18 protein-coding genes, 2 tRNA genes and 1 pseudogene are annotated in these 25980 nt (G+C 62.5%); 13 read left to right on the forward strand and 8 right to left on the reverse strand.

The genetic code is table 11. From position 1 onward, the window contains the following. Positions 1-104: 104 nt before the first annotated feature. Together trxB and trxA are read left to right on the forward strand one after the other, a co-directional pair. Positions 105-1061 carry a thioredoxin-disulfide reductase gene (trxB, locus tag QFZ33_RS01035; RefSeq protein WP_307024047.1) on the forward strand — a complete coding sequence of 319 codons (957 nt, stop codon included), beginning with the start codon at positions 105-107 and terminating at the stop codon, positions 1059-1061. A gap of 37 nt (positions 1062-1098) precedes the next feature. Further along, positions 1099-1425 (forward strand): thioredoxin, encoded by a 327-nt coding sequence (gene trxA, locus QFZ33_RS01040; protein WP_111903149.1) that lies wholly within the window; start codon positions 1099-1101, stop codon positions 1423-1425. Positions 1426-7441: 6016 nt separating this feature from the next. Here the strand turns inward: trxA and QFZ33_RS01045 are convergent. From QFZ33_RS01045 to rpmH, 8 genes and pseudogenes are all read right to left on the reverse strand, one after another. After that, positions 7442-8695 (reverse strand): ParB/RepB/Spo0J family partition protein, encoded by a 1254-nt coding sequence (locus QFZ33_RS01045; protein ID WP_307024053.1) that lies wholly within the window; start codon positions 8693-8695, stop codon positions 7442-7444. Positions 8696-8762: 67 nt separating this feature from the next. After that, positions 8763-9815 carry a ParA family protein gene (locus QFZ33_RS01050; RefSeq protein ID WP_307024054.1) on the reverse strand — a complete coding sequence of 351 codons (1053 nt, stop codon included), beginning with the start codon at positions 9813-9815 and terminating at the stop codon, positions 8763-8765. Between the two features lie 85 nt (positions 9816-9900). Further along, positions 9901-10551, reverse strand: a complete 651-nt coding sequence (rsmG, locus tag QFZ33_RS01055; protein ID WP_307024056.1) for a 16S rRNA (guanine(527)-N(7))-methyltransferase RsmG — start codon at positions 10549-10551, stop codon at positions 9901-9903. Between the two features lie 19 nt (positions 10552-10570). Next, positions 10571-11134, reverse strand: a complete 564-nt coding sequence (locus QFZ33_RS01060; protein WP_307024059.1) for a Jag family protein — start codon at positions 11132-11134, stop codon at positions 10571-10573. Further along, a pseudogene (gene yidC / locus QFZ33_RS01065) lies at positions 11134-12115 on the reverse strand (membrane protein insertase YidC). The gene QFZ33_RS01060 and the pseudogene yidC overlap by 1 nt, the downstream one beginning before the upstream one ends. A 16-nt stretch (positions 12116-12131) precedes the next feature. Continuing rightward, the gene (yidD, locus tag QFZ33_RS01070) at positions 12132-12527 is read right to left on the reverse strand and encodes a membrane protein insertion efficiency factor YidD (RefSeq protein WP_307024060.1); all 396 of its coding nucleotides are present in this window, start codon (positions 12525-12527) and stop codon (positions 12132-12134) included. Then, the gene (rnpA, locus tag QFZ33_RS01075; protein ID WP_214849453.1) at positions 12520-12945 is read right to left on the reverse strand and encodes a ribonuclease P protein component; all 426 of its coding nucleotides are present in this window, start codon (positions 12943-12945) and stop codon (positions 12520-12522) included. Before rnpA ends, yidD begins: the two co-directional genes overlap by 8 nt. Before the next feature lie 40 nt (positions 12946-12985). Continuing rightward, positions 12986-13123 (reverse strand): 50S ribosomal protein L34, encoded by a 138-nt coding sequence (gene rpmH / locus QFZ33_RS01080; protein WP_003800212.1) that lies wholly within the window; start codon positions 13121-13123, stop codon positions 12986-12988. Positions 13124-13594: 471 nt separating this feature from the next. On the opposite strand from rpmH, the gene dnaA reads away from it, so the two are divergent. From dnaA to QFZ33_RS01135, 11 genes are all read left to right on the forward strand, one after another. Next, the gene (gene dnaA / locus QFZ33_RS01085; RefSeq protein WP_307024061.1) at positions 13595-15016 is read left to right on the forward strand and encodes a chromosomal replication initiator protein DnaA; all 1422 of its coding nucleotides are present in this window, start codon (positions 13595-13597) and stop codon (positions 15014-15016) included. Positions 15017-15554: 538 nt separating this feature from the next. Next, positions 15555-16679, forward strand: a complete 1125-nt coding sequence (gene dnaN / locus QFZ33_RS01090; protein WP_190606294.1) for a DNA polymerase III subunit beta — start codon at positions 15555-15557, stop codon at positions 16677-16679. Between the two features lie 78 nt (positions 16680-16757). Then, positions 16758-17681, forward strand: a complete 924-nt coding sequence (gene gnd, locus QFZ33_RS01095; protein WP_373427323.1) for a phosphogluconate dehydrogenase (NAD(+)-dependent, decarboxylating) — start codon at positions 16758-16760, stop codon at positions 17679-17681. A gap of 60 nt (positions 17682-17741) precedes the next feature. Continuing rightward, a complete protein-coding gene (gene recF, locus QFZ33_RS01100; RefSeq protein WP_307024066.1) occupies positions 17742-18944 on the forward strand; it encodes a DNA replication/repair protein RecF in 1203 nt (400 codons plus the stop codon). Continuing rightward, complete coding sequence (locus QFZ33_RS01105) at positions 18931-19488, forward strand: DUF721 domain-containing protein (protein ID WP_307024068.1); 558 nt, start codon at positions 18931-18933, stop codon at positions 19486-19488. The genes recF and QFZ33_RS01105 overlap by 14 nt, the downstream gene beginning before the upstream one ends. A gap of 443 nt (positions 19489-19931) precedes the next feature. Continuing rightward, complete coding sequence (gyrB, locus tag QFZ33_RS01110; protein ID WP_307024070.1) at positions 19932-22022, forward strand: DNA topoisomerase (ATP-hydrolyzing) subunit B; 2091 nt, start codon at positions 19932-19934, stop codon at positions 22020-22022. A gap of 58 nt (positions 22023-22080) precedes the next feature. Then, complete coding sequence (gene gyrA, locus QFZ33_RS01115; protein WP_307024072.1) at positions 22081-24816, forward strand: DNA gyrase subunit A; 2736 nt, start codon at positions 22081-22083, stop codon at positions 24814-24816. Then, the gene (locus QFZ33_RS01120; RefSeq protein ID WP_307024074.1) at positions 24813-25460 is read left to right on the forward strand and encodes a DUF3566 domain-containing protein; all 648 of its coding nucleotides are present in this window, start codon (positions 24813-24815) and stop codon (positions 25458-25460) included. Before gyrA ends, QFZ33_RS01120 begins: the two co-directional genes overlap by 4 nt. Positions 25461-25560: 100 nt before the next feature. Next, positions 25561-25634: transfer RNA gene (locus tag QFZ33_RS01125), tRNA-Ile, on the forward strand. Positions 25635-25704: 70 nt separating this feature from the next. Then, positions 25705-25824: a DLW-39 family protein gene (locus tag QFZ33_RS01130; RefSeq protein ID WP_223256960.1), complete on the forward strand. Its 120-nt coding sequence runs from the start codon at positions 25705-25707 to the stop codon at positions 25822-25824. Positions 25825-25895: 71 nt separating this feature from the next. Continuing rightward, a tRNA-Ala gene (locus QFZ33_RS01135) sits at positions 25896-25971 on the forward strand. Positions 25972-25980 lie beyond the last annotated feature (9 nt).

Consider the following 25980-nt stretch of genomic DNA (forward strand, 5'->3'; position numbering starts at 1 on the left):
GCCTGCCTCCACACACGTTTGGAATATTCCACACTGCCAATCAGTTGTGCCATGTGGCCGGCCGGAAGGCAGGCGCATCGACAAAGGAAGAGGTTCACCGTTCAGTGAGCACCGCAGAAAACAGCGCGTCAGAAGTACGTGATGTCATCATCGTCGGCTCCGGCCCCGCAGGCTACACAGCCGCGGTGTATACGGCCCGCGCCAACCTGAGGCCGCTGCTTCTGGCTGGCTCCGTCACCGCGGGCGGTGAGCTCATGAACACCACCGACGTCGAGAACTACCCTGGCTTCCCCGAGGGCATCATGGGACCGGATCTCATGGAAAACTTTGAAAAGCAGGCCGCGCGCTTCGGCACCGAAATCCAGTTCGAGGACGTCACCGCCTTGGATCTCGACGGTGACATCAAGACTGTCACCATCGCCACAGGGGAGATCTTCCGCGCCCGCGCCATCATTCTGTCCACCGGCTCGGCGTACCGCGAGCTAGGCCTCGCCAATGAAAAGCGGCTCTCCGGCCACGGTGTGAGCTGGTGTGCAACCTGCGACGGTTTCTTCTTCAAGAACCAGGACATCGCAGTGATCGGCGGCGGCGACTCGGCCATGGAAGAAGCGCTCTTCCTCACCAAGTTCGCCAAGTCCGTAACAGTGGTCCACCGCCGCGACACCCTGAAGGCCTCCAAGATCATGGGTGACCGCGCACAGGCCCACGAGAAGATCAATTTCGTGTGGAACACCGCCGTCGAGGACGTCCTCGGCGAAGACAAGGTCACCGGCCTGAAGCTGAAGAACCTGGTCGACGGCACCGAGTCCGAACTTGCCGTGACCGGCGTCTTCGTCGCTATCGGCAACGATCCGCGCACCGAGCTCGTCAAGGAAAGCCTGCAGATCACGGACGCCGGGACAATTGCCGTGGAGGGCCGCAGCTCCCGCACCAGCATCAAGGGCGTCTTCGCCGCCGGCGACGTCGTGGACCCAACCTACCGCCAGGCGATCACCGCGTCCGGCTCCGGCTGTGTCGCAGCGATCGACGTCGAGCACTACCTCGCAGACCTTCACGCCTGACCGGCGCTGAAAAGCATCGAAGAGAGAGACAAGGGTTATGAGCAACGCAAAAGACGTAACAGACGCAAGTTTCAGCAGTGACGTACTCGCCGCTGACAAGCCGGTAATCGTTGACTTCTGGGCCGAATGGTGCGGTCCGTGCCGGAAGCTGGGTCCCATCCTGGATGAGATCTCGGTGGAGTACGGCGAGAAGGTCAACGTCGTCAAGGTGAATGTTGATGACAACCCTGCCATCGCCGCCGAATACGGCATCACCTCCATTCCTGCCGTGTACCTGTTCCAGGGCGGCGAAGTGAAGAGCACGGTCATCGGTGCCAAGCCGAAGCAGTTCTTCGAGAAGGAATTCGCGGACGTTCTGTCCTAGTCCCGACATGCCTGGACGGGAATCCTGACAGGCAAAGCCGGCAACAGGCGCCCAAAAGGTGGTCATCACTCCTAGGGGAGTGGCGGCCACCTTTTGTTTTGCAGGTGAACCTCAGCGACCACGGGTCGCCGGTTCGGGTCTTCTCCATCTACCGAACACAGCGCCCCATCGTTCGGTCGGCCCCTGCGATCCTCTCGTGGCAAGAACTTCACAGCCCGGACGACATCCGCTGGGTCCGATGCACACAGGCTCGATGTGGGCGAGCGGCAGCTGGGATGAACCGTGACTCAAATACTGCGCGGAATGCCAAATCGTCCTTCATCTCTGTCATTTCAGTGTTTCTCCACCTGGCCCCATACCCACGCACCAAACCCGAGGCGCCCCCTGTCTCGAAGGAAACTAGATTAGGATGCACATGGTCGGTCTGCTCTCCCAGAATCGTCCAGTCTCACACTGATGGGTGGCGTGGGGCCTAATGCTCCGAGCACCAGCGGCAAGCGTGACGCATCGCGGCCTTGGGCCTTCGGATTGAGGACACGCAGGTTGCCCGGGGCATGACTTGGGAAATCTGGCCCGGACTCATTTGGCTGCGCTTAGGAAGCTGTGGACCGTAGACAAGGATGTTTCACGTGAAACAATCAATGGACCGCGGCCATCGGGCAACGCGGCACCAAGTTCGGAAGCTGGTGAACATGGCTCTGCGCCAGTCGCACCCTAGCGCTTGGACGAGCGGGGCATTGCTATTCCGCCTTAGTGCACCATCAGCTACGGACTCTGGGCCGACTCGCCACCACGCGCAACATCGTGTGCCAATTGGCAACCAGCGGGAAAGTAGCGGACCCACCGATCAAGCGGGAACTGCCACTTTCGCCCACATGGTGATGTGTGCCTGCAACCCCATCTGGCCACGCAGTCTCCGCAGCGCCAAGTTCAATCCTCAAGGTCATACTCGATCGCTCACCTGGTCGCTGCGTGTTGTCCGCGCCAGGAAAGTACTGTACAACGTCGTGTAGTTCCCTCAAGCGCGCAGCTCCTTAGGCAGCGAATTCGAGTGCCCATTATTCCCATGGGTTGGTGGTCGCCCGTACAGGAATAGTCGAGGGGACCGATATATCAAGTGGAACAAGGAGTCCGCTGGTATGCCATTGGACACATCCGCAAAACCGGCGCCTGCGGGCAGGGCGGAATGGGGGGCGCCGAGCCGGATACGTTTCACGTGAAACATGAACGACCCCAAATCTGTCGAGGCCCCTTGCACGCCCCGAACCGAGGGCATCGACAAACAAGATAGCTTGCGACGGCAACTTTCTCCCTCAACTAGCTCAATCGCGGCACCAACGGCCATCCCGATCCACGGCTCACGCGCCGTCAGGCGTTAGCGCTGCAGCAGCCCACGGCGACCTGCTGGCCGAGTCGGCCGCCGGCCCTACACCACAACCTCGCACAATTGATACAAGCACCCTCTAGAGCTCCGGCGAGCCAGCCATGTGCACACCGAGATCACAACCTCACTAGCTTTGCGCAGCAACATTCGCAGTAGCCTAAAGAGTACTGTTTCAGTTGCAAGCCTGCTTCCCTCCGACCATTCAGATTTGCCAGTCAACCCCGAATCCGCACACCAGCTCTAAGGTTCCCGCGAACGGACTCAACGCGGGGGCGGCCGCCGGTCGGTCGCCGGTCGCCGACACCTACGCCGGGCAAGCACCGCCCCACACTGAAGATGAGAAGGTTGGTCTTGTCGATTCAAGCAGCAAAGGGCTAAAACCTAGTTCAGAGGTATTTGGTCGGAGTTTTCCGTGTTCTCATCCACTGCGGAACAGATGGGAATCCACATCACAAGCCGGGTTCCCTGCTGGTGGCCAGGCGCGGCCCCCGTAGCCGCAGGACTTCGTTAGAAACGGAAAGGATCGGCTCGGGACCCCATCGGAGGAGTCGCCTCCGTGGGGGGATAAGCCCACGGTCTCGAGAATCCCCGCCGTCAGTTCCATCACCACGTTGCTCTACATCAGCGCCCGAAGTAGCTGATGGACGCCTTCCGCCTGCCCCGTGTATGGCGCAGTGCCATAGGAGGTCGCGCGAACAAGGCGTCAGCCAGCGACTGAAGCCACTGTTTCACGTGAAACGAAGCGTGGTAGCGCCAGCCCCGGCAGGTGAGCAGCCGTCAAAGTTTCATGTGAAACACGGCCACGCTAGGTCAGGCTGACCAAGGGAAACGCCACTGCCCGGCAACAATCTTTGACTAGGGTGACGCATCATGGTCCATTGGTCCGATTGAGCCGGGGGGATTGCCGGCACCCGGATCGCGAGACGACAAAAGGGGCCCGCTTCGAGTACCGACCACATGACAGGAAGTCTGACGCCCCGTAACGTGAGTCGCCTTAGGCACGTCACGGACGGCCGCTCCGACGAAGCCACGACAGCCAGTCCGAGTGCCAGAACGCCAATGCTGCGGGCCACGGGCGCCAGGGGCTTCATGCGACCAAGGCTCCGCCGCGCCACATTAGGGCATAGTCCAAGCCCGGCTACCAAGATACCGCCAGGCACAGGCCGCTCCTCGGAGTAGACCCAACGCAAGACGGGACCGCGCCTTTGTCCCAACGGCCTTCGTTTACTGATCAGTGGGGGAATAGAGGGGACGACCAGTGCGGAATACGTCACTAGACTGGGCGGTGTCTCTATACGAGACGAGGCTTTCTCGGGTACGCCGCTCGAGCTAGTCGCTTCGGTACCCTCCCGATCTCGTCGCAACTTCCGTTGCCGCTTCTGGTCCACTGCTGCTGGTCGACCGACAACTGCCTCGCGAACCCTGGGTAATCCTCAGTTCCTTCCGGTCCTCGGCCTTCCCCCTAAAAAGGGAAACGCAGTAACGGAGTGGACGCTGTGCTCAGCCCGACGTAGGTCGAAGGTTGAAACGTCGGGTCATTACCCGCTGACGAAACACCTTAAGAAGCGGACAAATACGGCCCACAACCCCGCAGAAATGTAAGGTCCGCACCAGCTTCCCACGCGGTCGAAGGGATTCAGCCGCGCGGCACCAGCTTCGCCGAGGGCCCGTCTCATGATCCGGCCCTATCCATCATCACGACAAACCGGCCCGCCTAGAACCACAAAACCCTCGGCGGGGCACGCAGCACCACCGTCCACGGAGTGCGAACAAAACCTGCAGGCGCGGTCTCCGTGGAGACGCGCATTGAACGCCGCCGCAATCACGCGCTGGTCCTCTCGGCATCACGTGCTGTATGGACCTCCATGCGTCGAGCGCCTCAGGCCACCATCTGGCGCGCGCAGATCGAGACGCGTCAGTTATGAGGGCCAATTCCTCCTCTCTGATTCGGGAGTGACTTTTCGTTCGTTCCCTCCCAAGTGATGGGTCAGGTCTGACGCACCCTGGTGTCAGCCGGGCACAGTCGCGGGCCCAGGGTCGCCCACTCGAGCCGTTGCCCAACTTCTCTGTCCATTCGGATCCCTGTCCCGATAAGGGAGACTGACCCGCGGCGAAGGGATCCGGGGTCCGTCATGTGTGGATTTACTGGGCATCAGGGTGACTTTATTCACAGTCTTATCCACAGGTGAATCCACATGCTTATCCACAGGCATCGCCGTCGCCCTGTGGGCAAGCGGCCAGCTCCGTGATTGATTTCACACCTTACCCTGGAGGCCCCCAGCGGGCGGGCCGGCGTTGCCTCGCCCGCGCGACGTGATGCGAGCTTCAAAATTCCCTAGTGCTTGTGCCGAGAATCACCTTTCAGGAAACCTTTTTAATGTTCCAAGGCACGCCGTTTCTGCGGCGCTTGGTCGAATCGTGACAGCCGGCGTCTGGCAGTGCAGTGTTTCACGTGAAACACAAATGGTAGGCCTGACCGCTCAGTAGACTCACCCCATCACTGGGCCGCAGAACGGGTGGTCACTCGCCACTTCCACACCCCTATATCCCCAGCGTTACCCACAGAGTTATCCACAGGGTTATCCACCGCCCTATCAACACCCCGCACACAGGATGTGCAGCGCCAATACTGCGTCTTCGGTCGGTCGTCGTGCCCGGTTCGCGTGTGGACGTGGACCAGCTGATTGCTTGTTTGTGGCGCCCGGCTTCGTCTTGCCTGCTGCATAAGAGGCCGCGGCGCCTGCGCGCGTTGCATGCCGGATCATCCCCTGCGTGATCTCGCGGAGTTCTACCGAGTGGAGTGTGACGTCCCGTGCAGCGCAGCCGTCCTCTGAGCTTGGAGATCGCGGCGAGGACGCCCGGACCAACCGCACCGGTGCCACTTCGGCACCAGCATAGTTTCCGCCCGGGCAGCTCGTAATGCGGCTTTCGGAAGGACCATCGGCACGTTGAAATGAGTTCCTACACTTGAACCCGGGGCAAGAAGCGTTGGACCACCTCACACCGAGTTCAGAAGGGGTCATGTTTCACGTGAAACGCCGCCATCGCTGAGCATGCCCAACACCAGGGTTCGAGGTACCACCGTGCGCCATGGCCCCGAGAGCCTCGCTCTTCCAGCATCAAGGCCGTCGGGAGCGCAACTTGACCGTACGTTGACCGTACGGCCCCGTCTACATTCGGACTCAGTGAACCAGTCCGGACGTGCCACCGCACGCCAATCCCAGCCATGGGGAGTCAGAACCGACCATATCGGACTGTCCAACCGTTGGGCCGCGACGTGATCGCTCGTGCCTGCGGTGCCCCTACCGTCACCTGCGCCTTGGTCCCGAGATCATAGGATGACGGTCCACGCTGGTAGAGGCTTGCTCGCACCCAGCCCGTGGCCCCGCCACTTTCTTGCATCTAGTCCTCCGCGCACCATACGGCCATGAATACGTGGCCTCCATGCATACGTGGGCTCGACATAGTTCGCTCGCTTGCTCCTACCTCGCACATGCCTGACTCGGCCATAAGAGCGCGCGTCAGCGCCAGCGGAAAGCATGCGGTGGTGTCATTCTGAGGTGAAGACGGAGGCCTACCGGGTGCTTACCCTGGCGTGCAGTGCCTACGCTTCCGCCGCAGTAAGAGACCGCACCAGAGCAGAAGGCGGTAGAACGTCCGGACTTTGGATGGAGCAACCGCCAGCTTCGCTACAGCGCAGGCGACAGAGCGAATCATTCGCGTCCAACATCTTCTCACGTGAGATAAGACCGGCCAGCGCTAGGTTTCACGTGAAACGTACGGAAGTCCAAGCTGCTGACAGCCTCAAGTCACGTGCCTTGGGGGACTTCATTCTATGCAGGTCGTCAAGAATTGTACGCCGAAGAGCATGCTGCTGACGGCCGGATCTGCCCACTGGTCAGAACACCGCCGGTGCAACCTGCCGCCTAGGCTGCGGCGAATCGGCGGTAGCAGTTACCGTTCCGCCGAACGAAGCGCGAGACGAGGAAACAAAAGAACGCCAGCCAACTTGGCCTTCTTTGTGGGCGTCGCGGGAAGCACCACAGTATGGAGGAAGACAACAGCATCTTGCCGGTTTCACGTGAAACAGTCCAAGATCTCGAGGCGACGCTGGTCCGATCGCGGCCGTGATGGTCCCGAGCTTGGGCTCAGCCATGGCGGGTCGGGGGCGCACGCGATCTGCACGTCTACTTACGCGCTGCAGGTCTACATACGTGAGGCATCAAAAACGTCCGTCGCTGCCGGGAAGGGCCGCTGACTGTCGAACCAGCTTCAGTTGCCCTGGCATGGCCCGCGTCGGTCCACCGGCTAGGGGAGACCCTGGGGTCAGCTGCCAGGAAAGACTTCGCTACTTCAGTCCGTGTTGCTGCCCAAGGACAAAACTCACCTAAGCTGCTCAAGATTTCCCAGGATGGAGCGAAGGGCCATACGGAGTCAAAAGTATCCAATCAAGTACGGCTTGCAGCGTCCTCAGTAGCGCCCGCGCCGTGCTTACCAGCGATCCTTACTGTGCACTCATCACAGCAACTGCATGACCCACTTCGAAGCCGTAAACGACTGTCGGCATCCATCGCGCGCAGGAACAGAAAAGGGCCCGTTCATGAGAACGGGCCCTGATCGTTGACTGATTCTTTAGCTTTCGGCACCCGGCGCGAGGACATCCATGATGCGGTTCAGGTCCTCAACGCTCGCAAACTCGATACTCACACGTCCCTTACGAGCGCCGAGCGAGATCTTCACGTTGGTGTCGAGCCTGTCCGAGAGCGAGGAGGCCAAGTAATCCAGCCGCTCGTGACGTGCGCCCGGGCGAGGGATGTTGTTCTTGGCTGGCGTCGCGGGTTCACGGTGCAGCGTGACTGCTTCCTCGGTGGCGCGGACCGACATGCCCTCAGCCACAATCTTCTGCGCAAGGCGTTCCATGGACGCTGCGTCGGGAAGCGAGAGGAGAGCCCTTGCGTGGCCGGCTGAGAGCACATTAGCTGCGACACGACGCTGAACCAGCGGCGGAAGCTTCAGGAGCCGCAGGGTGTTGGAGACCTGAGGGCGTGACCGACCGATACGGTCAGCCAGCTGCTCGTGTGTCGTGCCAAAGTCTTCGAGCAGCTGCTGGTACGCGGCAGCTTCTTCGAGCGGATTGAGCTGGCTGCGGTGCAGGTTCTCCAGCAGTGCGTCACGGAGCAGGTCATCATCCGTCGTGTCCCGGACAATCGCGGGGATCGTGGAGAGACCGGCAGCCTGTACGGCACGCCACCGACGTTCACCCATCACCAGCTCGTACGGTTCTCCACCCTTTTCGGTTGAAGTACGCACCACAATTGGCTGGAGGACGCCTATTTCACGAACTGAATGAACGAGCTCCGCCATGTCGTCCTCATCGAAGACGGAACGGGGCTGTTTGCGGTTTGGATGGATGTCCGTGACAGGAATCTCGGCAAAACGCACGCCTGGAACCTCAAGGAGGTCAACGCCGTTGTCCGCGACAGTAGCGGATTCTGCCTTGCCCCCGCCAGCGGCAGCCTGGGCAGAAGCGGAACCGTTCTTCGACTCATCCGCCACGGACGTGTCCTGGCGATCGGCTTCGGACTTCCCAGCACTTTTGGCGGAACCCGTGCCGGCTTCCGAAGCACCCTCGGTGCTGGCGGCAGTATCCGCTTCAGCCGAAGAGTCTGCCGAGGCCTTCGGACCGGAGCGGCGTGCAGGCGTTTCGTCGAGGTCAGACTTGTCCGGCTCAACGGCGGGGACGGTTTCAGCCGTCTTGCGCGCCTCCGGGAAGAAGAGATCCACAGGGCGCGACGGAGCTGCTCCGTTACCCGAAGCGCTTGCGGACGCGGAACTTGGAATGAGTGCGCCAAGACCGCGACCGAGCCCGCGTCGCTTATCGCTCATGGATGATTCCCTCCATCGGAAGAGCCCGGCTATGCCGGGCTCCGGCTGTTGCTGTGTTTGAAAAATTCTAACGCTCAGCGATTTCCGCTGCGGCTTCCAGGTAGGACAACGCGCCGCTGGAGGATGGATCGTAGGTCATGACGGTCTGCTGGTAACTCGGCGCTTCGGAGATCCGCACAGAGCGCGGAACGACGGCGCCAAGGACCTGCTCCGGAAAGTGCTGCCTGACTTCAGCTGCCACTTGGGCGGCCAGGTTGGTGCGCCCGTCGTACATGGTGAGGAGAATCGTGGAAACTTCCAGTTCTGCATTCAGGTGCTTCTGGATCATCTCGATGTTCTTCAGCAGCTGGCTCAGTCCCTCGAGCGCGTAGTATTCGCACTGGATGGGGATGAGCACCTCGCCGGCCGCACAGAAGGCATTGACCGTCAGCAGGCCCAGGCTGGGCGGGCAGTCGATGAAGATGTAGTCGAGCCGCTGCTCGCCCTTCTTTTGCCGGGACTTGGCATAGACGTCGATGGCGCGGCGGAGGCGCTGCTCCCGTGCCACGAGGGAAACGAGTTCGATCTCGGCGCCGGCCAAGTGGATAGTGGCCGGGGCGCAGATGAGGTTGCTGATGTCCGGGCACTGTGCGACTACGTCTTCGAGGGGCAGATCATTGATCAGGACATCGTAGATGCTGTCGACGTCGGCATGGTGCTCAATGCCCAGTGCCGTGGACGCGTTGCCCTGCGGGTCGATGTCGATGACCAGGACGTTCAAGCCCGCAGCCGCCAGCGCTGCAGCGATGTTGACAGTGGTTGTGGTCTTTCCCACTCCACCCTTTTGGTTTGAAACCGTGAAGATCCGTGTCTTTTCCGGCTTCGGCAGGTTGCGGCCGAGGAGGCGTTCCCGCCTCCTGTTCTCGTGGGCGAGTTCCCGGGCGATGGGGCTCGAATCATCCAGCGTGTCCAAGACGTTGCCCCGGGCTGCAGTTTCACGTGAAACCTTGGCCGCGCTCGTGCCTGCAACCGGATTGGACTGATTTACTGTCGTAGCGACCGGTGATACGCCAAAGGCACGCGCCGACCCCAGAGACACGAACGGGGGAATCCGCTGCGTGGAGGTTTCGCTACTGGTCACTGGGACACACTCACTCTCGTTCGGCTTTCACTGCCGTTCTCTAGCCTAACCGCTACACCCTAAGGACCCGCGGCACCTTGCGGGGCTAGGCCCTCTTTTGGGTCTTCTTAACTACGATGCGCACCACCGTGGTGGGCTCCTCGAGCAGGTCTTGGCCTACAGTGACCACAGACGTCTCCACGCCACCAAGCTTACGGATGGCCTTAGCCGCCTTGTCGATCTCATCGGCGGCGCTGCGACCCTTTATGGCCACGACTTCACCCTCGCCGCCGAGCAGCGGAATGGTGAGGCCTGCAAGATTGCTCAGTGCGGACACTGCCCGGGCGGTCACGACGTCGGCCGTCACCATCCCAACGGCCAGTTCGGCACGCGTGCGCATGACGGTGACATTACTCAAGCCGAGGTCGTCTACCACTTCCTGAAGCCAGATCACCCGGCGCTCCAGGGGTTCGATGAGGGTCAGTTCGAGGTCAGGGCGGGCGATAGCCAGGCAAAGGCCCGGGAGTCCAGCGCCACTCCCGACGTCGGCCACGTGGCTGCCCCGGGGAATTTCACTCTCGATCACTGCGCAGTTCAGGACGTGCCGTCCCCAGAGCCGCGGGATTTCCCGCGGTCCGATAAGACCGCGCTCGGTGCCTGACGTCGCCAGATGTTCGACATACCGTTCAGCCAAGCCGAAGCGGTCGCCAAAGATTTTCTCCGCCGCCTGGCGCTCGGCTGCCGTAATTTCAACCATCAGTAAGTCAGCCAACGATTCAGTCGGCGGAAACGACGATGTGCCGGCCTGCACCCTCGCCCTCGGACTCGCTGATGAATCCAAGGTCGGCGACGGCGTCGTGGACGATCTTCCGCTCGTAGGCGCTCATGGGCTCCAGCGCTACGGACTCGCCTGTCTCCTTGACGCTGGCAACGGCGTCCTCAGCAATCTTCTGCAGGTGACCCGCGCGTTCCTTCCGGTAGCCGTTGATGTCAAGCACCAGGCGTGAGCGGTTTTCCGTCGCAGAAAGAACGGACAGACGGGTCAGTTCCTGAAGGGCTTCCAGGACCTCGCCGTCCTGACCAACGAGGCTTTCCAGCCCGGCGGACTCTTCCTCGGCCACGATCGAGATGTAGGTGCGTCCGTTGCGGACCTCGATGTCAATGTCGCCGTCGATGTCGGCGATGTCGAGCAGTTCTTCAAGGTAGTCGGCGGCTACATCACCCTCTTCTTCCAGGCGGCTTGCCGTCGTGCCCTTGCCCGCGTTTACGGTAGAGGCAACGGAGTCCTGGTCTTCGCCGGATTCAGCGGAAAGTGCGTGTTCAGAGCTCTCAACAGACATTACTTCTTCTTCCTGTTCTTACGTTGTGGCTGAATGCGCTGCGCCCGGGCCTGCGCAACCGCGGCGGCGGCAGCTGCTTCACCCTCGGCGTCGGCCTTCTTGCCGCCCAGGATGGGAAGGGCCGGAAGGCCCTTGGCGGCACGGCGCTCGGCGAGAGCCTTGGCGGCCGGGGATCCCGGCGTCGGCATGCGGCGGATGACAAAGAACTGCTGGCCCATCGTCCACAGGTTGGTGGTGGTCCAGTAGATGAGGACACCGATGGGGAAGTTGATGCCGCCCACACCGAACACGATCGGCAGGATGTAGAGCATCATTTTCTGCTGGCGCATGAACGGGCTGGCCATGGCCTCTTCGGACATGTTCTTAGCCATGATCTGCTTCTGCGTGATGAACTGCGAGGCCGTCATGGCCAGGATCATGATGATCGAGAGGATCCACACAGCGACCTCGTTGCCGCCCGGGGGCGTGCCGTGGAGCAGGGTCGCGGACAGCGGAGCGCCGAAGATGCTGGACTTGTCGAACTGCTGGACCTGGTTCGCGCTCATGGCGCCAATGCCCTGGCCGCTGGAGCTGGCGTTCGCGACGCCGGACAGCACCTGGAACAGCGCGAAGAAGAACGGCATCTGGATCAGCATGGGGAGGCAGGCCGAGAACGGGTTGGTGCCGTGCTTCTTGTACATGGCCATCTGCTCCTGCGCCATGGCCTGGCGGGAGAGCTGGTCGGTCTTGCCCTTGTACTTTTCCTGCAGCTTCTTCAGGTCCGGCTGCAGCAGCTGCATGCCGCGCTGAGCCTTGATCTGCTTCACGAACACGGGAATCAGTGCGGCACGGATCACCAGCACCAGCCCGATGATGGACAGTGTCCAGGTCCAGCCGGAGGCCGCAGGCAGCCCGATAGCAGTCAGGCCCTCGTGGAAGCCCCACCATGATGATGGACACAAGCCACTTGAACGGAAACATGATTGTTTCAAAGAAGTCCATACGATATCCCTATTCGTCAGGCCGCAGCGCGGCCTTCTTCATCAGTCTGAGCAGCCAGGTACTTGTCCGGGTTATTCAGCACAACAATTGTGGGGGTCTGGTTTTCAGGCCATTCCCGGTGGCCGGCGGGGACATGGTCCACGCCACCGGCGTTCCACGGGTGGCAGCGTGCCAGACGCCTGGCCCCGAGCCAACTGCCCTTGACGGCACCGTGGACGGTGACTGCTTCGAGCGCATAAGCCGAGCAGGAGGGAAAAAAGCGGCAAACCTGGCCGTACAAGGGAGAAATCACCTTGCGGTAGGCCAGGAGCAGAAGAATGAGGATATTGCGGGGCAGGTTCCAGATGAAGCTGCCCGCAGCCGCTACTGCGGACTTGGGGGAACGGACGACGGCGGCACTCGGGTCAAGCACGCTGTGTCCCCTCCTGTGTTGTTCCGTCCGGTCGCGTTCCGGCCGGCCTCGTTCCGGTCACCCCCGGGTGGCGGCCAGCCAGCCGCCTCATGGTGTTAGCCAAGGCAGCGTTGTAATCCGCCAGGAGTTCATCCCAGCTGGCTGTTGCGGAGGCGGGCAAAGCACGCACCACAATAGCGAAACCGGTGCCGTACTCGTGCAGCGAGACAGCGCCGGCTTCTCTAAGTCTCCTCTTAACGAGGTTCCTGGCAACAGCGTTCCCGACAGCCTTGGAAACGATGAAGCCGATGCGGCTTGGTTCGTCGGCTCCAATAGTTGCCGTATATAACACTACGTTCCGGCGTCCATTGCGGACGCCGGAACGTACAGTTGTTGAAAAATCGGTTGAAGTCCTCAGGCGGTTCCTGGTGGCAAGCACCGCTAATCTCGCAGAAGGAAGAAGACCGACAAGTCAGTATTTAGGCCGACAGTTCGGTGCGGCCCTTGCCACGGCGGGCGGCCAGAATGGCACGGCCGGCACGGGTGCGCATACGAAGGCGGAAGCCGTGCTTCTTGGCCCGACGGCGGTTATTCGGCTGAAAAGTCCGCTTGCTCACGTTAGTTACTCCAGTGGATCAAAGGTGCGCCCACCCGATCAGTAAGGGGAAGAACTGGCCGACGCTAAGTTTTGTATGTGTCTGCTTCCCCTGGATTTCCCGCAACACGCGAAGCGTCCGGAAGTCCAAAATGGGGTCAGAAAGCAGGCACAAAGGACTCCACAACGTTAGGTCAAAGCGCCGCCGAGAGTCAAACCAGCGGGCCATCCAGCGTGTTTCCCCAGCTGTGGCTAACAGTGTGCCGAACCTGTGGATGAAGCAGCCCACAATCGCCATTTTCGAACCACAACGGTGTAATTATCCACAAGGCACTTCCCAGCTATCTTCTAGGCTTTTCATCCCCTAGAGTGTCCCAGTAGCCGATTATCCACGGACTGTGCATAACCCTGTGGATTAAGCCGGGCCAGCACCCTGGCTTCGGGCTTGCGGCTGCATGTAATGCAGACAGCAAGCTTTGAGGAACCAAATTTGATGACAGTAGACGAAGCCAACCACGCCAACACTGTCGGAAGTTCCTGGCGGCGCGTGGTGAATCTTCTCGAACAGGACGACCGCGTCTCGCCCCGGCAACGCGGCTTTGTCATCCTCGCGCAGGCCCAGGGCCTCATCGGTTCCACTCTTCTCGTTGCCGTGCCCAACGAGCTGACCAGGGAAGTGCTCCAGACCCAGGTCAAGGACGCCCTCGATGACGCGCTCCGCAACGTCTTCTCTGACGACATCCGCTGCGCGATCGATGTCGACACCGATCTGGTGCCCATCCACAAGGAGCCCGAACCCGCCGTCGAGCTTTCCCTCGCAAACGATCCCTCGGTGGAGCAGAAGCCGCAGCCCATGCTGCCGAGCACTTCACACGAGTTCGGCCGGCTCAACCCCAAGTACGTTTTCGACACCTTCGTCATCGGTTCCTCCAACAGGTTTGCCCATGCTGCGGCCGTCGCCGTGGCCGAAGCCCCGGCCAAGGCATACAACCCGCTGTTCATCTACGGCGACTCGGGCCTGGGCAAGACCCACCTGCTGCATGCCATCGGCCACTACGCCCGGCGCCTCTACAGCGGCATCCGCGTCCGGTACGTCAACTCCGAGGAATTCACCAACGACTTCATCAACTCGATCCGTGACGACGAAGGCGCCAGCTTCAAGACGACGTACCGCAATGTCGACGTCCTGTTGATCGACGACATCCAGTTCCTGGCCGGCAAGGACCGGACGCTGGAGGAGTTCTTCCACACGTTCAACTCGCTGCACAACAACAACAAGCAGGTGGTCATCACCTCGGACCAGCCACCCAAGCTGCTTGCAGGCTTCGAGGACCGGATGAAGTCCCGCTTCGAGTGGGGCTTGCTGACGGACATCCAGCCGCCCGAACTGGAAACCCGCATCGCCATCCTCCGGAAGAAGGCCCTCAGCGAAGGCCTTTCCGCCCCGGACGACGCCCTGGAGTACATCGCTTCGAAGATCGCCAGCAACATCCGCGAACTCGAAGGAGCCCTCATCCGTGTGACGGCATTCGCCAGCCTCAACCGCCAGCCGGTGGACGTGGCTCTCGCGGAGATGGTGCTCAAGGACCTCATCACCGACGACGGCGCCCAGGAAATCACGTCGGGCCAGATCCTGCAGCAGACGGCTGACTACTTCAAGCTCAGCATGGAGGAGCTCTGCAGCAAGTCGCGGACCCGGACCCTGGTGACCGCACGCCAGATCGCCATGTACCTGTGCCGCGAGCTGACTGACATGTCGCTGCCCAAGATCGGCCAAGAGCTCGGCGGCCGGGACCACACCACCGTGATCCACGCAGACCGCAAAATCCGTGAACTCATGGCCGAGCGGCGTGTGATTTACAACCAGGTCACCGAGCTCACCAACCGGATCAAGCAGCAGCAGCGCGACTCCTGATCCGAGGTTCTTAACCTTATTAACAGGGGCGTGTGGATAACCCTGTGGACAGTTAAGGGGACAACCACGGTTAATGGGCTTAAAACCCTTAAGGCGCCTGTGGATCACCGCAACAGGCGAAAAATGTTGTCCCCATCCACACCCTGTTTAAAACGTGCTGAACCCACAGTCCATGAACAGGGCTTAACCGCGGATCCGCACCGCGAAACCGGGTTATCCACAGTTTCCACAGCAGTTATTAACACTACTAATCCCAAAAAATTGAAATCCCTCAAATAACAATCTCGTTCCGGGACCTCCACCGCATCGGGCAAGGCATCGGCCACTGGCAGCCGGCTGAGCCGGCATCACTGGCAGGGATGGGGAAATCCCTGTTATTCCGGCTAAGCTGTCTGCAGCGCTCCCATCCCTGGGTCTGTCTGCGGTCGGCCATGCGCGGACCATGCAGGTTCGGGGACTTTGGGGGCAATGGTCTTGTGGGCTCCTTGCGAGTTCCCGTTCAGAAAATGGCAGCAGCAATGAAAGGCGGCACCCTTCCGTGAAGTTCAGAGTCGAACGGGACGTCCTGGCAGAAGCCGTCACATGGACAGCCCGGTCGTTGTCTCCGCGGCCGCCAGTACCCGTGCTCTCCGGCCTCCTGCTCAAGGCTGAATCCGGGACCGTCAGCCTGTCGAGCTTCGATTATGAGACCTCAGCCAGGCTTGAGATTCCTGCCGACATCAGGGACGAAGGCACCATCCTGGTTTCCGGGCGCCTACTCGCGGACATCTGCCGCAGCCTTCCGTCGGCACCGGTAGACATCGAAACCGACGGCAACAAAGTCACACTTACCTGCCGGCGAAGCAGCTTCCATCTGGCCACCATGCCCGAGGCCGAATACCCGCCACTGCCTGCGCTACCCACCATCACCGGCACTGTTGCCGGTGACGCCTTCGCCCAGGCTGTGTCCCAGGTGATCATCGCGGCCAGCAAGGACGACACTCTTCCCATCCTCACCGGCGTGCGGATGGAGATCGAGGACGACCTCATCACTCTTTTGGCCACGGACCGCTACCGGCTCGCCATGCGCGAGGTTCCCTGGAAACCCGTCACACCTGGCATCTCCACCAGCGCCTTGGTCAAGGCCAAGACCCTGAACGAGGTTGCCAAGACTTTGGGTGGCAGCGGTGACATCAACCTGGCCATCGCCGAGGACGACAGCCGGCTAATCGGTTTTGAAAGCGGCGGGCGCACCACCACGTCCCTGCTGGTCGACGGCGATTACCCCAAAATCCGCTCGCTGTTCCCTGATTCCACGCCGATTCACGCCACCGTGCAGACACAGGAGCTTGTGGAGGCCGTCCGCCGCGTCTCCCTCGTCGCGGAACGCAACACTCCGGTCCGGCTCGCGTTTACGCAGGGCCAACTGCACCTCGACGCCGGCACCGGCGAGGACGCGCAGGCATCCGAAGAGCTTGAAGCACAGCTGTCCGGCGAGGACATCACGGTGGCGTTCAACCCGCACTACCTGGTTGAAGGCCTCAGCGTGATCGAAACCAAGTTTGTGCGCTTTTCCTTCACCACGGCGCCGAAGCCTGCCATGATCACCGCGCAGAACGACATCGACGGTGAGGACCAGGACGACTACCGCTACCTCGTGATGCCGGTGCGCCTGCCCAACTAGCCGTCTGCCCAACTAGGTAGCAGCTGAGCGGCTTCTGCGCCCTCAGAACGCCCCGAGCTGCTACCTAGTTGGGTGATCCTGAACCCCTACCCATCCGCGCAGAAAAGAGTTCACACGGTGCATATCGGACTGATCGGCCTTGGAAAAATGGGTTTCAACATGCGCGAACGGCTGCGCAAAGGCGGGATCGATGTCACTGGCTTCGACCGCAACCCCGAGGTTACCGATGTGGCCTCCACGGACGAGCTCATCGCCGCACTTCCTGCGCCGCGCCTGATCTGGGTCATGGTTCCGGCCGGTGAAATCACGGATGCTGTCATCACCGAGCTCGGTGCGAAGCTGCAGCCCGGCGACATGGTGATCGACGGCGGCAACTCCCGCTTCACCGAGGACCAGAAGCACGCCGCGGCCCTGGCCGAAAAGGGAATCCGCTTCGCCGACTGCGGCGTCTCCGGCGGAGTCTGGGGCCTGCAGAACGGTTACGGGCTTATGGTGGGCGGCGACGCCGAGGACATCGAACGTGCCCTTCCCGTCTTTGACGCGCTCCGCCCGGAAGGCGACCGCGCGGACAGCTTTGTCCATGTGGGCGGCGTCGGCGCGGGCCACTACGCGAAGATGGTGCACAACGGCATCGAATACGGCCTGATGCAGGCCTACGCCGAAGGCTATGAACTCCTCGCGGCCAAGGACATCGTCACTGATCTACCCGGAACGTTCCGCGCGTGGCAAAAGGGAACGGTGGTCCGGTCCTGGCTGCTGGACCTCATGGTGAAGGCGCTGGACGAGGATCCCGGACTCACCTCCATCGACGACTACGTCGAGGACTCCGGTGAGGGCCGTTGGACCGTGGAAGAGGCCATTGCCAATGCGGTTCCGGCCCCCGCCATTACCGCCGCGCTGTTTGCCCGCTTCGCCTCGCGCGAGGACAACTCGCCGGCCATGAAGATGGTGTCCGCGCTGCGCCACCAGTTCGGCGGGCATGCCACCCGTCCGGCCAAGTAACTCCGTGTCCGGGATCCGTTCGGCTTCCGGACCGACGGTTCCCGAGAATTTGAAGATCGCGTGTACCTAGAACACCTGTCCCTGACCGATTTCCGCAGTTACGCCCAAGTGGATCTACGGTTTGACCCGGGCGTCACGGTCCTTGTCGGCTCCAACGGAATCGGCAAGACCAACCTGATGGAGGCCATCGGCTACCTGGCCACCCTCAGTTCGCACCGGGTCAGTGCCGACGGCCCCTTACTCCGTTTCGGAACCGACCGCGCCCTGATCCGAGCCAAGCTGGTACGGGGGGAACAGTCCACCGTCCTTGAGCTGGAAATCAACGGCGGTCGGGCCAACCGGGGACGCATCAACCGCAGCAACCCCGTCCGTGCGCGCGACCTGCTGGGCATCTGCCAGACCGTCCTGTTCGCTCCGGAGGACCTGGCGCTCGTGAAGGGCGACCCGTCGAACCGGCGCCGCTTCCTCGACGAGCTCCTCGTGAGCCTGATCCCACGGCACGCCGCCACCCGCAGCGATTACGACCGCGTGCTCAAACAGCGCAACGCACTGCTGAAGTCGGCACGGGCCGGAAAATTCACAGCCGGCCACGAAGCCACCCTCGATGTCTGGGACCAGCACATGGCACGCGCCGGGGCGGAACTGCTCCACGCCAGGCTGGAACTCGTCGAGCGGCTCCGGCCCCACCTTAACAGCGCCTACGCCCAGCTCACCGACGGTTCCAAGGCCGCGGATGCGGTCTACCGCTCGACACTCCAGACCATGATGGACGACGACGGCGAACCGGCCAGCGCTTCGACGGCACCACCCGGGCCGGGAAACCCGGCCGAGGACCTGCGCATGCTGTCCGTGGATGAGCTTGAGGAACGCTACGTGCAGGCCTTCGCGGCCTCCCGCCGCAAAGAACGCGAACGGGGCATCTCACTGGTGGGTCCGCACCGGGACGAGCTGGAACTCGTGCTCGGGCAGGCCCCCGCCAAGGGTTACGCCTCACACGGTGAAACATGGTCCATGTGCCTTTCCCTGCGGCTGGCGTCCTACTACGTCATGCTCGACGACGCCCGCACCGGGGGCTCGGCGCCGATCCTCATCCTGGACGACGTCTTCGCCGAACTTGATGTCCAGCGGCGGCGTAAACTGGCCGCAATAGTTGCCGGCGCCGAGCAGGTGCTGGTGACCGCCGCCGTCGACGCCGATATTCCAGACGAGCTTGCGGGCCGGCGGGTGAAGGTAATCCCGGGAGGAATCGATGAACAGGGATAAGGACGGCGGCCTGCAGCCCGGCCGCGATCCCGATGAAATCGATGCCGCCCAGGCGGCGCTGAACAGGATGCGTGAGGCAGCGGCCGCACGGGGCGAGGTCCGCAGGAAGGCGCCGCGGGCCGGCGCCAGTCAAAAACCGCGAACCGCGCCGGGGGGAACGCGGGGCTTCAGCCAGTTCCACTCCACCGGACGCGATCCCCTGGGGCTGGGAAAAGTCGTGGGCCGGCTGGTCGCCGAGCGCGGCTGGACCTCGCCGGTAGCCGTGGGCTCGGTCATGGCCGAGTGGCCGACGCTTGTGGGCCCGGAAATCGCTGCCCACTGCACCCCGGAAAGCTTCACAGACACCACCCTCCATGTCCGATGCGACTCCACGGCCTGGGCGACGCAGCTCCGGCTGCTGAGCATGAGCCTGCTCGAAAAGTTCCGCACCGAACTCGGCGACGGCGTTGTCACCAGCATCCAGGTGCTGGGCCCGGCGGCACCGAGCTGGCGCAAGGGCGGACGTACCGTCAACGGCCGCGGACCGCGGGACACCTACGGGTAGCCGGGAGGCCAAACCAGCCGGGGCGGCAACGGACAGCACTGGGCGAACCGGCGGGTGCAGCTCCCGCCGATTGTGCCTTCCGTGAACAAACCGAAAATGGCGTACAGGGCGCTCAAACCGCCGTCCGCCGTATAGGAGCCCAAAACGTGGCCTGCTGGAGCCTTGCAGGCGGAGCCAATGGCCAGCGAGGGGCACATTGGGCCGGGTCCGCGCCCCGCCAATGCGGGAAACAGCGGCGTTTCACGATAGAATTCCCCTAGATAACTGGGCGCGGGTGAAACGTTGACTGAGTCCGTTTTCCCGCGCTTTTCCATGAGCGGGAGCGGTTCCGCAGGTCGACCAAGTAGCTGGCGCTACAGTGACGTGCCTTTTGGCGGCCGCCCTTTGCTTCGGCGGACGGCGGAGGCCGGCCATCATCGAACGTAGAGGAGTCGAAAGCGCCTGTGGCTAACGACAATGCAGATATCGAGGCAGTGGAGCCCGTGACGGAGGATGCCCCAACCACCGGTGACCCGGCTGAGACCGCCACACCGCGGGAGTACGGCGCCAGCGACATCACCGTTCTTGAGGGCCTCGAGGCCGTACGCAAACGGCCTGGCATGTACATCGGCTCCACCGGTCTGCGCGGCCTGCACCACCTGGTGTACGAAGTGGTGGACAACTCGGTGGATGAGGCCCTCGCAGGTTACTGCACGCACATCGAGATTGTTCTGCAGGCGGACGGCGGCGTCAAGGTAACCGACGACGGCCGCGGCATCCCGGTGGACATTCACCCGACCGAGGGCAAACCCACCGTTGAGGTGGTCATGACCATCCTGCACGCCGGCGGAAAGTTCGGCGGCGGCGGCTACGCTGTGTCCGGCGGCCTGCATGGTGTGGGTATCTCCGTGGTGAATGCCCTCTCCTCCCGCGTTCTCACCGAGGTCCGCCGGCAGGGCCACGTCTGGCGGATGGCCTTTGCCGACGGTGGGAAGCCCCAGGGCGCCCTGGTCAAGGGCGAGGAGACCAACGAGACCGGAACCACCCAGACCTTCTACCCGGATTCGGGCATTTTTGAATCCGTGGAATTCGACTTCGAAACACTCCGCGCCCGGTTCCAGCAGATGGCTTTCCTCAACAAGGGGCTGCGCATCACGCTCACGGATGAGCGCCAGGCAGCAACCGGCACGGACGAAGCCGGAGACCTGGACCTGGACGGCGTCCTCACCGAGGGTGAGGTCCTCGCCGAGCACCGCACGGTGGTTTACCAGTACAACGACGGTCTCCTTGACTACGTTAAGCACCTGAACTCGAGCAAGAAGGTGGATGTTGTCCACGAGGACGTCATTGCCTTCGAGACCGAGGACGGCGAGCGGCACATCGCCGTCGAAATGGCGATGCAGTGGACCACTGCGTACTCGGAAAGCGTGCACACGTACGCCAACACCATCAACACGCATGAAGGCGGTACCCACGAAGAAGGGTTCCGCGCCGCGATGACTTCACTTATCAACCGCTACGCGCGGGAGAAGAGCATCATCAAGGAAAAAGAAGAAAACCTCACCGGCGACGACATCCGCGAAGGCCTGACGGCCGTCATCTCCGTGAAGCTGTCCGAGCCCCAGTTCGAGGGCCAGACCAAAACCAAGCTGGGCAACTCCGAGGTCAAGGGCTTTGTACAGCGCGTGGTCACCGATCAGCTCGGCGACTGGCTGGAGCGCAACCCCGGCCCGGCGCGCGACGTGATCCGCAAGGCCATTTCCGCGGCGCAAGCCCGCATGGCTGCGCGCAAAGCCCGCGACAATGCGCGCCGGAAGAGCCCGCTGGAGTCCTTCGGCATGCCGGGTAAGCTCTCCGACTGCTCCTCGAAGGATCCATCGAAGTGCGAGGTCTATCTCGTGGAGGGTGACTCGGCTGGAGGTTCGGCCAAGCGCGGGCGCAACCCCGAAACACAGGCCATCCTTCCGCTGCGCGGCAAGATCCTGAACGTGGAACGGGCACGCCTGGACAAGGCGCTGGGCAACAACGAGGTCCAGTCCATGATTACCGCGTTCGGCACGGGCATCGGTGAGGACTTCGACCTGAGCAAGCTGCGCTACCACAAGATCGTGCTGATGGCTGATGCCGACGTTGACGGCCAGCACATCACTACGCTGCTGATGACCCTTCTGTTCCGCTATATGCGGCCGCTGATCGAGAACGGCTACGTCTACCTCGCGCAGCCGCCGCTATATCGGATTAAGTGGTCGAATGCTCCGCACGACTACGTCTACAGCGACCGTGAGCGCGACGCCGTCCTGGTCTCCGGCCAAGCCGCAGGCCGCCGCATTCCGAAGGAAAACGGCATCCAGCGCTACAAGGGTCTGGGCGAGATGGACTACACCGAACTCTGGGATACCACCATGGACCCGGACCGGCGCACCCTCCTGCAGGTGACCATGGAGGACGCAGCTGCCGCCGACCAGATTTTCGCCGTGCTGATGGGCGAGGACGTAGAGTCCCGCCGTAATTTCATCCAGCAGAACGCCAAGGACGTCAGGTTCCTCGATATCTAGCGGCTGCTCCGCCTGATATTTCAGAACCGACATATACCTGAAACGGAAAATACAGACTATGAGTGACGAAACACCTGAGGTCCCGGCCGAGTCTCCGGACGCCACGGAGCCGGTGCTGGAGGGCGACGTGCTGGTCGACCGCGTGGAGCAGGTGGACCTCCAGACGGAGATGCAGCGCTCCTACCTCGACTACGCCATGGCCGTCATCGTCGGCCGCGCTCTGCCCGATGTGCGGGACGGCCTGAAGCCCGTTCACCGCCGCGTGCTGTACGCGATGTTCGACGGCGGGTACCGCCCGGACCGTGCTTTCAACAAGTGTGCCCGTGTGGTGGGCGAGGTTATGGGCCAGTACCACCCCCACGGCGACACGGCGATTTACGATGCCCTGGTGCGCCTGATCCAGGACTGGACCATGCGCTACCCGCTGGCGCTGGGCCAGGGCAACTTCGGCTCACCCGGCAACGACGGCGCCGCGGCCCCGCGGTACACGGAAACGAAGATGGCGCCGCTCGCCATGGAGATGGTCCGTGACATCGACGAGGAGACCGTCGACTTCCAGGACAACTACGACGGCAAGAACCAGGAACCCACCATCCTCCCGGCGCGGTTCCCCAACCTGCTGGTCAACGGGTCCTCGGGCATCGCCGTCGGCATGGCCACGAACATCCCGCCGCACAACCTCCGCGAGGTGGCCGACGGCGTCCAGTGGTACCTGGCCAACCCGACCGCCAGCCGCGAGCAGCTGCTGGAAGAACTGCTGAAGCGGATCAAGGGACCGGATTTCCCCACTGGCGCCACCATCCTGGGCCACAAGGGCATCGAGGACGCCTACCGCACCGGCCGCGGCTCCATCACCATGCGTGCTGTGGTCAACGTTGAGGAGCTGCAGGGGCGGACCTGCCTCGTCGTCACCGAGCTGCCCTATCAGGCCAACCCGGACAACCTGGCCATCAAGATCGCGGAACTGGTCAAGGACGGCAAGGTCCAGGGCATCGCCGACCTCCGCGACGAGACGTCCGGCCGCACCGGTCAGCGCCTGGTCATCGTGCTGAAGCGCGACGCCGTCGCCAAGGTGGTGCTGAACAACCTCTACAAGCACACCCAGCTGCAGGAAAACTTCGGCGCGAACATGCTGGCCATCGTGGACGGGGTGCCGCGCACTCTCAGCCTCGATGCCTTCATCCGCCACTGGGTCACCCACCAGTTGGATGTCATCGCCCGGCGCACGCGCTACCGCCTGCGCAAGGCTGAGGAAGAAGCACACATCCTGCGTGCCCTCCTCAAGGCATTGGACATGCTGGATGAGGTCATCGCCCTGATCCGCGCGTCCAGCACCACGGAAGCAGCGCGCGACGGACTGATGCAGCTGCTGGACATCGACGAGGTCCAGGCCCGCGCCATCCTCGACATGCAGCTCCGCCGGCTCGCTGCCCTGGAACGCCAGAAGATCCAGGACCGCCACACCGAACTCGAAGCAATGATCACCGAATTCAACGCGATTCTCGCCTCCGAGGAACGCCAGCGCTCGATCATCAGCGAGGAACTCGCCGAGATCGTGGCCAAGCACGGCGACGACCGCCGCACCCAGATCCTGATGGGCTACGACGGCGACATGTCCATGGAAGACCTCATTCCCGAAGAGGAAGTGGTGGTCACCATCACCCGCGGCGGCTACGTCAAGCGCACGCGGAGCGACAACTACCGTTCACAGCAGCGCGGCGGCAAGGGCATCAAGGGTGCCCAGCTGCGCGGCGATGACGTGGTGGAACACTTCTTCGTCACCACGACCCACCACTGGCTGCTCTTCTTCACGAACTTCGGCCGTGTCTACCGGGCCAAGGCCTACGAACTTGCCGAGGGCGGCCGCGATACCAAGGGCCAGCACGTGGCGAACCTGCTGGCCTTTCAGCCGGACGAGCACATCGCCCAGGTGCTGGACCTGAAGGACTACCAGCACGCGCCGTACCTGGTGCTCGCCACCAAGCGCGGCCTGGTCAAGAAGACCCGGCTGGAGGACTACGACACCAACCGGTCCGCCGGTGTCATCGCCATCAACCTCCGGGATGAGGACGAACTGGTCTCCGCGCAGCTGGTCTCCGAGACGGACGACCTCATGCTGGTCTCGCGGAAGGGCCAGTCCATCCGCTTCACGGCGACCGATGACGCACTCCGCCCCATGGGCCGTGCCACCTCCGGCGTGACAGGCATGAAGTTCCGGGAGGACGACGAACTGCTCGCTATGAACGTGGTGGCTGAGGGCTCCTACGTTTTCGTGGTGACCGAAGGCGGCTACGCCAAGCGCACCGCCGTCGAGGAATACCGCCTGCAGGGCCGCGGCGGCCTCGGCATCAAGGTGGCCAAGCTCGCCGAAGAACGCGGGGATCTGGTGGGCGCCCTGGTGGTCCAGGAGGAAGACGAGGTTCTCGTGGTCATGGGCGGCGGCAAGGTTGTCCGTTCATCCGTGACCGGCGTCCCCGCAAAGGGCCGCGACACGATGGGCGTCATCTTCGCAAAGCCGGACAAGAACGACCGCATCATCGAGGTGGCCCGCAACACCGAACGCGGCCTCGAAGCGGAAGTTGAAGCCAGCGCGGAGCGGGAGTCCGAAGCCGACCACACAGATGAACCGAGTGCGTCAGAAATCTTGGCTATCGCCGCTGATGACGTAACGTTGGCTGAAGATGCCGGCCCAGACGAGGAATCCGCAGAGGCGGGCTCAGCCCTGGCCGATGAAGCAGAAGGAACGTCCGGCGATGCTGAGGCGAACGAAGATAACACCGGAGGTAACGAGTGAGCAATTCCGACTCATTTCCCAAGCCGAGCAGTAATGGTCCCGGCGGGATGCGTCAGCCGGCGTCCGCTCCCCGAGTGAATGCCCCAGTGCGTCCCCAGCAGAGCCCGGCCACGCCGTCGGGTCTTCCGGGGCAGCGTCCTGCAGGTGCGGGACAGCGCCCGGCACCCGCAGGACAGGGCCAGAGGCCGGCCGCGCCGGCTCAGCGCCCGGCAGCCCCAGGACAGCGGCCGCAGGCCCCGCAGGGCGCACCCGGACTGGTGAAGCCGGCCCCGAAGGCCAAGGCTCGCCGCGCCCGGCTGCTGGTCAGCAAGGTTGACCCCTGGTCCGTCCTGAAAATGGCGTTCCTGCTGTCCGTCGCCCTCGGCATCGTCACAGTCGTGGCCGCCATCGTGCTGTGGACCGTGCTGGACCTGACCGGCATCTTCGACCAGGTGGACAGCCTGCTGGGAACCCTCGCCGGTTCCGAGGGCGGCGGCTTCGAACTGAAGAAGGTCGCGTCGCTCGGCCAAGTGGCGTCCTTCGCGACGATCATCGCCGTCGTGAATGTGGTGCTGCTGACCGCTCTGTCCATGCTGTCGGCTGTGTTGTACAACATCTCGGCAACGCTTGTCGGCGGCATCGGTGTGACCCTCACCGACGACTGAAAAACCCCGTATTTCCGCGGAAAAACCCCGCAGGAATGCCTCGATTTGAGATCGGGCCGGGATGTGCTGTAGAGTCATGTCTCGGCCCGATGAGGCATCGGGGCGTATAGCTCAGGCGGTTAGAGCGCTTCGCTGATAACGAAGAGGTCCCAGGTTCAAGTCCTGGTACGCCCACGGAACCTGCACAGGTTCAAGTCGAGGTTTAGGCCGGATTCCATAGGAATCAAGCCGGAACGGGGTGCACGTGAAGAAGTTGCTGGTCATTGCAGCTGCAGTCGCAGGCGCCCTCCTCTACAAGAAAAAGGTGCAGGAATCTGAAGCCCGGAAAACAGTCTGGAGCGAATCAACCGACAAGGTTGAATAGCCCGGATCCCGGTGCGGAGGCTGGTCAGCCAGGCTCCGGAACTAGGGTATGATTGACGGGTTGCTTCTTATGGGGGCATGGCGCAATTGGTAGCGCACCTGCTTTGCAAGCAGGGGGTTCGGGGTTCGAGTCCCCGTGCCTCCACCATAAGAAAAG

Source organism: Arthrobacter globiformis (assembly GCF_030815865.1).
GTDB lineage: Bacteria > Actinomycetota > Actinomycetes > Actinomycetales > Micrococcaceae > Arthrobacter > Arthrobacter globiformis_B.